Raw genomic sequence first — 12668 nt, forward strand, 5'->3', positions numbered from 1 at the left:
AAATCATGACAATGAGAATATCGTCAGTTTTGCATGATCGGTCAAGTTATGCTGGCTGCGATCACAAAGTTTTCGGTTTATCCGAAACCAGCCAAATTAGCCTGAGCATTAATATTGACGACCCTCTCATAATGCGATACCTCTCATTTTGAAGGCCGTTGGGCCTGAGCAAGCCGGCACACCGAATTCTCCAATCGAGAGGATCGCGCGGCACAGGGAGAGGAGTTATGGCTATGTTTCGGACTGATACTGCTTCAACATCGTTAACGTTTCAGGCGCGCCGCGCAGGCGCTATGGTGTGTTCATCGGCGCTGGCCTTAATGGCCGCGTATATCATTCCTAACGTCGCCCAAGCTGCTCCCGCAGCCCAGTCGCCAACTGCAACCAACGTTACCGATGCGCCCGTCGACGATGGCCCGATCAGCGATATCATCGTAACCGCACGCCGTGTCAACGAGCGGCTTCAGGACATCCCCGCCAGCGTCGCTGCGGTTTCATCAGAGCAGGTCGCCAGAATGGCTTCGCTCGCCGACATCCAATCGATGGTTTCGGGCGTTACCTTCAAGTCATACGGGCCGATCCCAATCGTCGGCATCCGGGGCTTCGGCAACCGGTCGCAGGCGGGCATTGCAACGACATCAACGGTCGGCATTTTTCAGGACGGCGTATTCGTTTCGCCGCCGCTGGTCTCGTTGATTAGCCGTGTCGACACTGGCCGTATTGAGGTTGCCAAAGGGCCGCAGAGCACACTGTATGGCCGTGCATCCTACACGGGCGCGATCAACATCGTGTCCAACGATCCCGGCAAGGACTTTTCGGGCTATGTCGAGGCGGGCTACGGACGCAGTGCAGTTGGCAACGAAAATCTCTGGTCGGCGAGAGGGGCCGTATCGATTCCGCTCAGCGATACTTTATCCGTCCGCTTTTTTGGACTGCGCGAAAAGCGGGACGGCTTCACCTATGATTCCGTGACGGGCAACCGGGGCGCGGGCTACGACAGAACTGTCGGCCGCGTCCGACTGTTGTGGCAGCCCAGCGACTTGGTCACCGCTCGGCTCACTGGGACGATTATGCGCGATGATATCCCTTTGGGCCTCGTCCACACGGGGCGAACGCGGGCACCGCTCAGCGACAATGTCATCTTTGGCAATTTAACCAACCCTGCGGTCAATGCGTCGCTCACCTTTGGTAACACCGTCTGGGACGCAAGCTATGTGAGGCCGCAGTCAGGTAAGACGCGAGGCGAGCAGGTCACTCTCGACCTGCGGTTTCAGACCCCAATGGGCGAGCTCGCATCACTGACTGATTTTCAGCACAGCAGTCAGAAAATTCTGACCTCGATCGACTTGACGCGGCTCGGCATTGTCCAAGGCAATACGCCATTTGCGGAAAATCGCTGGTCGCAGGAACTTCGCCTTGCGAACAAGACAGGCCGTCTGAGTTATTTGTTCGGGCTGTATTTCCTGCACGTCGCGGCGGAGCAGGGTGGTGGCAAGGCCGTGGATTTGAGCACACCGTTCGCCAGTTTTGGCCCCGGCGCGGCGTTGTTCGACCAAGGTCTCAATCCAGCCGTGCCGGTCACGCGCGTCAATGCGCTGTATCAGCCGGTCTACACCGAAACTAATGCTTATGCGGCGTTCGGTCAGGTCGGCTATGACATTACCGATGCCCTCAACCTCACAGTCGGGCTTCGCTATTCACGGGACGAATTGCGGGGAACCGCGGGTAGCTACTTCCGGAGCGTTATTCTTGGTACTCTCCTTCCGTCAGCTACGCCTATTAAGTTCCGCAATGCTGAGTTCAGTGCCATAACGGGCAGCGCCAATCTTAGCTACAAGATCTCCCCGGACGTAATTGTCTATGGCAGTTACTCGCGCGGCAATTCACCCGGCGGCTTGAACGGGGGCGCTGCTTCATTGATCAATTATAATCCGCAGAAGGTCGATGCCTATGAGGTTGGGCTGAAATCCAAGCTCTTGGATCGCCGCTTGCAACTTAATATCGCGCTATTCGACAACGAGTATAAAGATATCCAGATCACGCAAAACACATTTATAAACCGCGCGTTGACTGGATTTATCACAAATGCTGGGCAGGCCCGCGGTCGTGGGTTCGATATGGATGCCATCGCTGTCTTGTCGTCTAGCTTCCGGCTAGGGCTTCAGTACACCTATGCCGATTCCAAGATTACCAAGTTTAACATTTTACCGGCACCGGCGCTGCAAGTAGACTTTACCGGTGTGCCGCTGGTCCGTTCGCCGCACCATTCACTTAACGCCTCGGCCACGTTCACGCAGGACATCGGGCCAGGAAAGCTTCAGCTGACCGCCGAAGAAAGCTACACTTCGAGTTACACCAACGACTATCAGGGAGCTCCAGCCGGCTTCACCTATACGAACCGAGCAGGCGTCGCGTCGGTAACCGCCTCACAGGTTCTCGCGCTCTATCGCACGCCTGGTTACGCGATCAGTAACGTGAACGGCAGTTACACCGTGAACAAGTGGCAGATAAATGCTTACGTCCGTAACCTGTTCAACAAGCAGTATATTGCAGCTGTGCTGGGATTCGATGCGACCAGCTATCCACAGGAAGTGCCGGGCGAACCGCGCACCTACGGCCTGACGGTCAAATATAGCTTCTGAGCTAGCGGGCAGGGGCACACTGACCGGTGTCCTGGTCGCCCGAAGCTCCCAAGTAAATGATGTTAGTGCGAAGGCAAATGATTATGGCGACCGTTACCTGCGACGACGGAAAACTCTTCGTTCCGACCAATTCTTTCGTTGCCGGCCCTGAACGCGGCATTCTCAGCGCGTTTATTCCGGGAACGGAAACGCTGCCGGCAGGCTATCGGCTCGCGCCGATGTTCAAGTCTTTGACGGACGAAATCGTTTTCGAGCGTGATGTTCCCGTCGTTCTGCGCGATGGTTTGACGATCTATGTCGACGTCTTTCGCCCTGCCGGAATTAAGCCGGTGCCCGCGCTGGTCGCGTGGAGTCCCTACGGCAAGGCACAGGGGACTGCACCGGACGTCATTGGCCTTTACGGCATGCTCGGGATGGACGTGGGGACCATGTCCGGGTTGGCAAAGTTCGAGGGCCCTGATCCGGCCTATTGGTGCCCGCGGGGGTATGCCGTGTGTAATCCCGATCCGCGCGGCATCGGTCAGTCCGAAGGTGACAGTGCCATGTTTGGCACGCAGGAGGGGCAAGACTGCCACGATCTGATCGAATGGCTGGCAGAGCAGACCTGGTGCAGTGGCAAGGTCGGAATGAGCGGCACGTCATACCTGGCAAACGCGCAGTGGTTTACGGCTGCCGAACAACCCCCGCACCTGGCTGCGATCAATCCGGTCGAGGGCTTCAGCGACATGTACCGCGACCTAGTCATGCGCGGCGGGATTCCCGACCTCGGTTTTGCAGAGCGGCTAAGGCGCAGCTACGCTGGAAAAAGCCTACGGGAGGATATTGCGCTGGAAGCGGAGGCCATGCCGCTCATGGGGCCATTTTGGGAACACAAGGCTGCGCGGTATGACCGGATTACGGTGCCAGCCTATGTGGTTGCCAGCTATTCGAACACTTTACATTGCGCCGGAACGTTCCGTGCATGGCGACAAATGGCCTCGGAACATAAGTGGCTTCGTATTCACAACACGCAAGAATGGCCCGACTATTATGACGAGGGTAATCTCGAGCACCTGTGTCATTTTTTCGACCGCTTTCTGAAAGACGAAAAGAATGGCTGGGATGAGACTCCGCCCGTCCTTTATGCGGTTCACGATTTCCAAGGTGGCGATACGGTCAACCATCCCGCGGGAACATTTCCGCCAGAGACGGTCACTAATACCAAATATTTTCTCAACGGCGCGTCACGCGCGCTGACGATGCAGGCGCCCGTTCCCGAAATTCCCGCCAGCTATGACACCGCCACCGAGCCTGCACTGGTGTCGTTCGTCGTCCGGTTTGACAGCGAGACCCTCCTGGTCGGCTATCCAAAGGTCCACCTTTGGGTAGAGGCGGCAGGCGCAAACGACATGGAGCTGTTTCTGCTGCTTCAGAAGCTAGATGCGCACGGCAGTCCGCTGTCGCAATTCACCATCGCCAATCAGTCTGCACGAATGCAGGACCTGACCGAAGGCGGATCGTCGATACTGCGTTACAGGGGCGCAGACGGGCGCCTGCGCGTTTCGGCACGACGCCTCGATCCAACTTTGGCCACCGAAGACGTCCCCGTCCACAGCTTCGACAGAGTAGAAAAGCTCGCGCCGGGTGAAGCCGTCGAGGTTCAGATTGAGCTCCTGCCCATCGGTATGCGCTTGTACGCCGGCGAGCAGCTTCGTCTCGTGATCAGCGGTCGCAACTTGCTCGGGCCAATGATGCCGATGGTCCGAAATTATGTGCCGGCCAATACGGGGCAGCACATCATACACACCGGAGGTGCTCGCGCCTCCTATCTCCAACTTCCAGTTGTAGGAGCGTAGCCATGTCAGCCTTAGACAAAGTCGAAATCATCGAAATAATGAACCTCTACGGTTTCGCGCTCGATGCGCGGGCGTGGGATTTGTTTGACTTGATCTTTACCGAGGATGTCGAGGCAGTCTTCGGTCCCGCGGGGGCCGGATGGCACGGGCTCGAAGAATTCAAAGCTTCGTTCGAGATGTTTCACAAAATGCTCGATAGCCATCAGCATACAATGATGGGTCATGTCGTCCACGTCGATGGTGATAAGGCAAACGCCTTCAGCTATGGCAATTGGCTGCTGGTGCGAAATGCTGCCGAGGGCGGACCCAACTGGCTGGGAACCGGCTGGTATGACGATGAACTGGTCCGGACAGCAAAGGGATGGCGCATCAAGAAGCGCGTCTGTCGTCTGCAGGGTTGGACCGGAAATCCTCTCGTCCCCGAGCCCAAGCGTGAGCACCAGCCGGACATGAAGACCAACGTCCTGAATGAGCACTGTGCCGACGGCAAAATCGAATTCCTGAAAGCGATCAGGGCAAAGTAGTCAAATGAAGGACGTGGTCATCGTTGGCGCGGGCCCAGTCGGCTTGTTCGCTGCCCTGTTGCTCGATCAGCAGGGTCTATCCGTCGATCTTTACGAACGGTGGCCAAGTTTCTACCCGCTGCCCCGCGCCTGTGGTGTCGACCATGAAATCATTCGCCAAATTCAGAGTCTTGGTCTGATGACGGATATGGAACCTCTGCTTGATCCGGTCATGGGACCGGGCAAAAACTACGAATTCCACGACGCCAATCACGAAACATTGCTCAAGATCGATTGGAACCGGCCCGGCTCGTCCGGCTGGGCACAGATGAATATGTTTTATCAGCCCGAGGTCGAGGCGATGATGCTCAGTCGCCTCCGCCAATCCTCACGCGTCACCATTCATCACGGGCGCGAACTGGTTTCGTTTGAACAGAGCGACGACCACGTGGCGCTCATATTCTGTGAGACGGAAAACCCGGCGACGCATTTCACGGCGCGGGCGCGCTATGTCATCGGAGCCGATGGTGCACGCAGTAAGGTGCGCGACCTTCTCGGGATCAAGCCCATTGATCTGGGCTTCGCGTATGACTGGCTGGTTGTCGATGTCGTCCCGCATGACAAGCAGCGCGTTTGGTCGCCCTACGTCGTTCAATATCTCGACCCCCGGCGGCCGACGACGCTGGTTGGCAGCGGCCCCCACCGCAGGCGCTGGGAGTTTATGTGTCTCCCCGGCGAGTGCGTTGAGGACCTGAATTCTATCGAAACGACGTGGAAGCTTCTGGAGCCGTGGGACATTAATCCCGACAACTCGACTGTTGAACGCCACACGGTCTACACATTTCGGGGAAGCTGGGCCGACCAGTGGAAACAGGGTCGCATAATCCTAGCAGGCGATGCCGCCCACACGATGCCGCCCTTCCTCGGCCAGGGGTTATGCGCTGGAATGCGCGATGCCTTCGCCTTGAGCTGGCGACTAAGCGATATCTTCAACAAAGGAGCTTCTGACGCTTTGCTAGAGTCCTACGGCCCGGAACGTCGCGAACATGTATGCGAGATTATCAGGCAAGCCGTGGAACTTGGCCGCCTTATTTGCATGGTCGATCCCGCGGATGTGAAGATTCGGGATGCGCAAATGAAGGCAGCGATGTCGAATCCCTCGCTTGGGCTGAAACCCCCACCCGAGCCACGGCTGGGGTTCGCGGGCCTCTACCGAATTACAGACGAACATGCAGGCTATCTATCGGTCCAAGGTCATGTGAGCCGAAACGGCCGACGAGGTCTTTTCGACGACGTCGCCGGTGGTGGCTGGCAGCTGCTGATGCGAAACAGTGGAGCACCCGCAGCGCGCGGTAGTAAAGCCCAGGCATTTGTCCGTGATTTTGGCGTTATCGTGGCTAATTTCGGTCCCGGCGGCGATACGGAGGACCTGGACGGTGTGTACTCGGAATGGTTCGATCGTCTGGGTGACGACGCCGTTCTGGTTCGCCCGGATTATTATGTGTTTGGGACATCTTCGCTCGAGGGCGTCGATGCACTTCTTGGGTCTGCGCGCGATGCTTTGGCGTTTGCCGACTGATGACAAATGGATCGGTGACCCATGTCGTGATTTTCACATGGATAGCCGAGGCTAGCGACGTGCAGATCAAAGCTTTTGGCGCTGCGCTTACCGGATTGGCGAAAAGGCTTTCCGACATGGTCACGATGCACCACGGCCCTGATCTGAGGTTCCGCGACGGAAATGGCGATTACGCCCTGATCGCCACGTTCCGCGACCGGGCAGGTTGGGATGCATATCAGATGCATCCCGAACACAAAGCTTTTGTTCGGGACTTCGTCGTGCCGTTGCAAGCCACCCGGATCACTATCCAGTTCTGAATTTGAGGCCGCCTTCATGACCCATGCAACGAAAACGACTGAACTGATCTATCCGGAAGGAAATATCTTCTCTCTGTTCGAGTCAGCAGCGACCTTGAACGCCGGGCGACCCTTCCTGATCGTGGATGGCAAGCCGTTGATGACCTATTCAGAGATGCTTGCCGACACGAGCCGTGCTGCCGCATGGCTTCGATCAAAGGGGATCAAACCGGGGGATCGCGCCATCATTCAGGCGCACAAATCGCCCGTAGCAGTAATCTTTTATCTTGGTTGCCTGCGGGCGGGCATCGTCTTCATTCCGCTCAACACGGCTTATCAGGCGAGTGAACTGGCCTATTTCCTCGACGACGCAGCGCCTGCGCTTCTCGTCGCGAGCGCTGGGCTGCCAGCTGAAAGTGTGCTCTTCGCGGGTGAGCGCGCGATCCTGACCGGCGACCTCGAGACTTCTCCGTGGGCGAAATTCGACGAAGCACCCCCCGTGGCCGACGTCGGGCGGGACGACCCTGCGGCGATCCTCTACACTTCGGGCACAACCGGTAGGTCAAAAGGTGCAGTACTGACACACGGTAATCTGTCGTCGAACGCGATCGTGCTTGGCCGGGCATGGCATTGGCAGAATGACGACGTCCTGCTGCACGCATTGCCGATCTTTCACGCCCATGGGCTATTCGTTGCGCTTCACCTAGCACTCCTTCACGCCTCGCCGATCCTGTTTCATGATCGGTTCGATGTGTCGGCGGTGCTTCGCGATCTCCCTGCTTCGACCGTTTTCATGGGTGTGCCCACCTTTTACACGCGGTTGCTTTCCGAACCTTCTTTCGACGAGTCGCTTTGCAAGGGCATTCGTCTGTTCGTCAGTGGCTCTGCCCCGTTACTGGACGCGACCTTCACAGAATTCCAGCAGCGGACGGGGCACGTGATCCTTGAGCGTTATGGCATGACCGAAGCGTTGATGGTGACAGCCAACCCGTATGACGGGCCGCGTATTGCCGGAAGCGTCGGACCTTCACTCCCTGGCATCTCGGTCCGCGTGGTGGCTGAAGATCGTCAGCCGGCAAAACCAGGAACGCCCGGTATCCTGGAGATCAAAGGTCCGAACCTTTTTGATCGCTACTGGCAAAATCCCGAGAAGACCGCTGAGGACCACACTGCCGACGGATACTTTATCAGCGGGGACATCGCGACAATCGACGATGCGGGTTATGTCCGTATAGTCGGGCGCGCCAAGGACCTGATCATCACCGGCGGCTACAACGTCTATCCCAAAGAGGTTGAGCTGGCGATCGATGCGATTAACGGCGTGCTCGAAAGCGCCGTTATCGGTGTGCCGCACGCCGACTTCGGAGAGGGCATTGTGGCGGTCGTCGCGCTCGAGGCGGGAACAACGCTGCAGGCCGATGACATTGCCGCTACGTTAAGCGCTGAACTTGCAGCGTTCAAACGCCCCAAGCGCATCGTGATCGTTGACGACCTGCCACGAAATGCAATGGGCAAGGTCCAGAAGGCCGAGCTCCGCAACTTACATCAGAGCATCTTCACACAACCAGTTCGTTGAAATCTCGGGAGAGACACTATGCATATCGTCACATTTCGCCACAACGGTTCCGTTCAGCATGGCGTTCTTTCGGGTGAGACGATCGACGTGCATCCCGACGCCATTTCCGCTGTCGATCTCGCCATTAATGGGCCTTCGGGACCGGCAGCCGACGCGGTGGCGCTGTCGACCGTTGAATTGCTCCCGCCGGTCCCCCACCCAGGCAAAATCATCTGCATCGGCCTTAATTACCGTGCGCATGCCATTGAGGGCGGCAATCCAATCCCCGATTACCCGGCGGTGTTTCTTCGCGTGAACACTTCGTTGACCGCCCCGGAAGGGAACATCACTTATCCCGAATGCTCCGACCAGCTAGACTATGAAGCTGAACTTGCGGTGGTGATCGGCAAGACGGCAACGAGCGTCAGCGTCGCGGACGCACTCGATTATGTCGCGGGCTACAGCTGTTTCAACGATGGCTCGGTGCGGAATTACCAACGCAAGTCGACCCAATGGACCATGGGCAAGAATTTCGATTGCACGGGCGGGTTCGGCCCGGCACTCGTGACCCCTGACGAACTCCCTGCGGGGGCGTCGGGGCTGCGGATCGTGACCCGGCTTAACGGCAGTGTCATGCAAGACAGCGACACCGCAGACATGATCTTCGACGTTGCATCACTGATTGCAACATTGTCGGAAGCGATGACGCTCGAGCCGGGCGATGTGATCGCAACCGGCACGCCGTCGGGTGTCGGCTACGCCCGCAAGCCGCCCGTGTTCATGAAGCCGGGCGATGTCTGCGAGATCGAGATCGAGCGCATCGGTGTCCTTACCAACACGATCGTACGGCGTTGATGCAAGCAACTTCAGGAAAATCCATGTCTTCGAATCTGCTCGGTATATCAGGGAGCCTGCGAGCAGGTTCCTTTTCAACTGCAATTTTGCACGCGCTCGCTGAAGCGACCGCATCTCGGGCACGCTACGACTTTGCCGATATTGGCTCGGTTCCACACTTTAATCAGGACCTTTACGTCGAGCCATTGCCGCGGTCGGTAGTGCACCTGCGGAACCAGATTGCAGCCGCAGACGGTATAGTCATCTCGTCCACCGAATATAATCACGGCATACCGGGCGTGCTTAAAAACGCGCTCGACTGGGCTTCGCGCCCGCACAACGGATCGCCGCTTCGAAACAAGCCGGTACTGATCGTCACTTCCTCACCGGCGGCGACGGGCGGTGTGCGTGCGCAATATCAGATCCGAGAGACGCTTGTCTCTGCGCTGGCCCGGCCGGTCAACACGCCGGAAATCGTTATCGGCCTTGTAGTCGGCAAAATGATAGACGGTCGCTTTCACGACCCTGCCGTTATCGACTTTGCCCTCAACGGGTTCGCCAAGTTGTTCCACGAAATCGCGGCACTCGCGAAAGTGCAAGAAGGAGACGTTGATGGAAGTCGTCAAATACGCTGAGGCCCCGTTCTATACTGCACCCAACCACGATGGCGTAACGTCCCGTCGGTTGCAGGGGGGAGATGCCAGCAGTGCGGACTGTGCGTGGGTGGCATATTCGGAATTCCCGGCGGGCGTTGTGGTGCCGATGGATGTCGGCACTTTCGGTAAGATTTATGTCGTCACCCAAGGGGTGTTGACCGTGAGACAGGAAGACGGCGTCCGTCACACGCTGGCAGAACGGGACAGCATCTTCATTGCCGCAGGCGAGGCGCGCTCGATCATCAACGACAGCGGACGTCCCGCCGCGATCCTCGTGATCACCTCTGCACCGATAACACCGAACGAGTGAAAACGGGCAGAGCGAAGTTCGCGACGCGCTCAGAGCGTTTGCTACCGGCGTGGCGATTGTCACGACGACCGACAATTTGGGCGCGCCCATCGGTGTGACCGCAAGTAGCTTCATCGATCCATTGGGCGAAAATGAATTTGAGAGCGGATCACAATCGAATGCGAGGGTCAGCGACCTTCGGGTGCACGGTTATTCCATAGTTCGATATAAGTGTGCGGTCTTCGCGCTCGCAAGGCGCAGCTTTGGGACGCCCTGACGGGTAAATCGAACATGGCTGTGGTATTTGGGATTTGGCAGCAGCTTCTGTTATTTGTCAGAACGCTGGTCTTGACGTTGCTGTAACGCCTTTAGCGGCAGGGCGGTTCGCAATTGAAGCTGTTTCGCTAGGTAATTGATGCGGTTGATGAACAATCCCCCACGTCCCAGCAGGCAGCGCGCAGACCGATCCTATAATTTCTACACAGACCTACGCGGGTCATAACCAAGGGATTTCCCTTATGTTTTTTAGGGGCTCAGAAAGATCCAAAAGTCTGGAGCGGGTGAAGGGATTTCAATAAACTATTAGGATTAAACAATAAAATCTGTCAGTATTGCCCACACAGAACCTACACAGACACGGCATATCAAACACTTACGCCGCCAATCTGCACAGTTTCTGCACAGTGGGAAACAGCGACATGGGTTTCATCCTCGATAAAGAGCAGGTCAAGCCGGGCCTCATCATCTTCCGCAGGGGCGATGTCGGGCACGACCAGTATTACTGCCGGGTGAGAATCCAGAATGTGGACCGCTACAAAACAATCTCTCTGCGGACGTCGGATCGGCAAACAGCGCGCGACCTCGCGATGGATCAGGATGCCGATATCCGGTTCCGGGTGAAGCATGACGTTCCCGTGTTCAATCGACCCTTTTCACAGGTCGCCGAAGAATACGCGGACGCACAGCAGCGGCGGGCAAATGCGGGCGAGGTCAGCCAGGGGCGGGCCATGAATGTCAAAAACAAGGTCAACGGGCCGCTCAACCTCTATGTCGGCAGCAGTCAGATTCATTTGGTCAGCCAGGAGCGCTGGTCGGAATATCCGTTGTGGCGGCGCGAGAACGGCGTCGGTCGCCGCGCCGGCATCATCAGTGATTCCACCATTCGGATCGAGATGAGCATCTTTGCCGCTGTTATGAACTATGCGGTGAGCAAGCGCTACGTGCCCGCCCACCATCGGTTTGAGGGAATGCCGAAACTTAAAACAAATCGCCGCGATGAATTCACGCTGGAGGAATACCGCAAGCTGCACAGCGCCGGCCGCAAATGGATGAAGGAGGCGACCACGGCACAGGGCATCTGGTATCGCCAGATGTGCTACAATTTCATTCTGATCATGTGCAACACCGGGATGCGGCCAGTCGAAGCCAAAAACATGCGTTGGCGCGATATCACCACAGCACGCGACAAGGATGGCAGCGATATCCTGGTCATCTATGTGCAAGGCAAGGGCAAGATGCGCAAGCTCATCGCGCCCAAGAGCGTCGGCGAATATCTTGACCGCGTTCGCGCGCATTCCAAAGCGACCAAACCCGATGACGCGGTTTTCACGATCATCAACGGGAAACCCGCCGTCTGGCTATACCGAGATACCGTCGAGGAATTGCTGAAATATGCGAACCTGCGCGACGGACCGAGCGGCATTCCGCGCACCACTTATTGCTTCCGCCACACCTATGCGACGTTCAGATTGTCGGCAGGTGTCGATGTCTATATCCTCGCCCAGCAAATGGGCACATCGGTCAAGATGATCGAGCAGCATTATGGGCATGTGAACACCATCAAACACGCCGACCGCGTGTTGATGGGCATTGGCGGATGGGACGCGATGCACACCGAAATGGATGCCGAGATCGACGCTGAAGAAGCAACCGCCAAAGCGCGGCAAGCCGTAAAATCGAAACAGTCAGTTCGACCTTCCCGCTTCAAAGGCTGACTCCGCATCGCTGATGCTCTTGGGAGGCTGGCGTTTGCGCCGGTCGCCCGATGTGCCGCTGGCACCCTTAATCGGGATACCGGCCAAGCGGACAACGGAACCAGGTGCGCCGAGCCTCAAGCACCCTGTTGCCCGCGTCTTCTCCGCAATTGTCGCCACTTCGCCGCTGGCGAGCTTAAAGTGGTGCAACGCGGACCACTCCCATCGATAAAAGCAAATATTCGCGCGCTTAATGATGCCAGCGTTCCTCGTGGCCGCGCTTCGAGCATGCCATTATTTACACACATGCTTGCACATTCGCGTTCCAAAACTGGCTGATTTCCGTTAGCTTCTCGAACGTCCGATCGCAGGACGTTTCGAGGGCACGGATTTCTGCGGTATTCGAAGGTAGTCTCGTCCCACTCAAAATCCCGTTCCGCAAGGAGTGTGGGTTCGATTCCCACCGCCCGCACCAAACTCTCAAAACGATCCAGGAATGACCCAGAACTGGGACTCGGATCGTG

At 57.2% G+C, this 12668-nt stretch carries 10 protein-coding genes; all 10 read left to right on the forward strand.

Translation table 11 applies throughout. The features are described 5' to 3' along the window. Positions 1 to 320: 320 nt before the first annotated feature. The 10 genes from Q0R02_RS10460 to Q0R02_RS10505 all read left to right on the forward strand — a co-directional run bounded on the left by Q0R02_RS10460 (position 321) and on the right by Q0R02_RS10505 (position 12165). Positions 321 to 2642 carry a TonB-dependent receptor gene (locus Q0R02_RS10460; protein WP_293883243.1) on the forward strand — a complete coding sequence of 774 codons (2322 nt, stop codon included), beginning with the start codon at positions 321 to 323 and terminating at the stop codon, positions 2640 to 2642. A gap of 83 nt (positions 2643 to 2725) precedes the next feature. Beyond that, the gene (locus Q0R02_RS10465; protein WP_293883245.1) at positions 2726 to 4477 is read left to right on the forward strand and encodes a CocE/NonD family hydrolase; all 1752 of its coding nucleotides are present in this window, start codon (positions 2726 to 2728) and stop codon (positions 4475 to 4477) included. A gap of 2 nt (positions 4478 to 4479) precedes the next feature. After that, entirely contained in the window at positions 4480 to 5001 is a 522-nt protein-coding gene (locus Q0R02_RS10470; RefSeq protein ID WP_293883248.1) for a nuclear transport factor 2 family protein, read from the forward strand. A 4-nt stretch (positions 5002 to 5005) separates the two neighbouring features. Beyond that, entirely contained in the window at positions 5006 to 6559 is a 1554-nt protein-coding gene (locus tag Q0R02_RS10475; protein ID WP_293883251.1) for a bifunctional 3-(3-hydroxy-phenyl)propionate/3-hydroxycinnamic acid hydroxylase, read from the forward strand. After that, on the forward strand, positions 6559 to 6858 hold the full coding sequence (locus Q0R02_RS10480) for a Dabb family protein (RefSeq protein WP_293883254.1): 300 nt from the start codon (positions 6559 to 6561) through the stop codon (positions 6856 to 6858). Before Q0R02_RS10475 ends, Q0R02_RS10480 begins: the two co-directional genes overlap by 1 nt. Positions 6859 to 6874: 16 nt before the next feature. Then, the gene (locus Q0R02_RS10485; protein ID WP_293883257.1) at positions 6875 to 8413 is read left to right on the forward strand and encodes an AMP-binding protein; all 1539 of its coding nucleotides are present in this window, start codon (positions 6875 to 6877) and stop codon (positions 8411 to 8413) included. Positions 8414 to 8431: 18 nt separating this feature from the next. After that, entirely contained in the window at positions 8432 to 9247 is an 816-nt protein-coding gene (locus tag Q0R02_RS10490) for a fumarylacetoacetate hydrolase family protein (RefSeq protein WP_293883260.1), read from the forward strand. Further along, positions 9247 to 9861, forward strand: a complete 615-nt coding sequence (locus Q0R02_RS10495) for an NADPH-dependent FMN reductase (RefSeq protein WP_293883267.1) — start codon at positions 9247 to 9249, stop codon at positions 9859 to 9861. The genes Q0R02_RS10490 and Q0R02_RS10495 overlap by 1 nt, the downstream gene beginning before the upstream one ends. After that, entirely contained in the window at positions 9839 to 10192 is a 354-nt protein-coding gene (locus tag Q0R02_RS10500) for a cupin domain-containing protein (RefSeq protein WP_293883262.1), read from the forward strand. Before Q0R02_RS10495 ends, Q0R02_RS10500 begins: the two co-directional genes overlap by 23 nt. A 677-nt stretch (positions 10193 to 10869) precedes the next feature. Further along, entirely contained in the window at positions 10870 to 12165 is a 1296-nt protein-coding gene (locus Q0R02_RS10505; protein ID WP_293883265.1) for a site-specific integrase, read from the forward strand. The last annotated feature ends 503 nt before the right edge of the window (positions 12166 to 12668 follow it).

Source organism: Sphingomonas sp. (genome assembly GCF_025353885.1).
In the GTDB taxonomy this organism is placed as follows: Bacteria; Pseudomonadota; Alphaproteobacteria; order Sphingomonadales; family Sphingomonadaceae; genus Sphingomonas_O.

Excerpts from the sequence above, each read along its gene's own strand:
- Q0R02_RS10460 (WP_293883243.1), top strand. The coding sequence starts at position 321 with ATGGCCGCGTATATCATTCCTAACGTCGCCCAAGCTGCTCCCGCAGCC.
- Q0R02_RS10465 (WP_293883245.1), top strand. The coding sequence starts at position 2,726 with ATGGCGACCGTTACCTGCGACGACGGAAAACTCTTCGTTCCGACCAAT.
- Q0R02_RS10470 (WP_293883248.1), top strand. The coding sequence starts at position 4,480 with ATGTCAGCCTTAGACAAAGTCGAAATCATCGAAATAATGAACCTCTAC.
- Q0R02_RS10475 (WP_293883251.1), top strand. The coding sequence starts at position 5,006 with ATGAAGGACGTGGTCATCGTTGGCGCGGGCCCAGTCGGCTTGTTCGCT.
- Q0R02_RS10480 (WP_293883254.1), top strand. The coding sequence starts at position 6,559 with ATGACAAATGGATCGGTGACCCATGTCGTGATTTTCACATGGATAGCC.
- Q0R02_RS10485 (WP_293883257.1), top strand. The coding sequence starts at position 6,875 with ATGACCCATGCAACGAAAACGACTGAACTGATCTATCCGGAAGGAAAT.
- Q0R02_RS10490 (WP_293883260.1), top strand. The coding sequence starts at position 8,432 with ATGCATATCGTCACATTTCGCCACAACGGTTCCGTTCAGCATGGCGTT.
- Q0R02_RS10495 (WP_293883267.1), top strand. The coding sequence starts at position 9,247 with ATGCAAGCAACTTCAGGAAAATCCATGTCTTCGAATCTGCTCGGTATA.
- Q0R02_RS10500 (WP_293883262.1), top strand. The coding sequence starts at position 9,839 with ATGGAAGTCGTCAAATACGCTGAGGCCCCGTTCTATACTGCACCCAAC.
- Q0R02_RS10505 (WP_293883265.1), top strand. The coding sequence starts at position 10,870 with ATGGGTTTCATCCTCGATAAAGAGCAGGTCAAGCCGGGCCTCATCATC.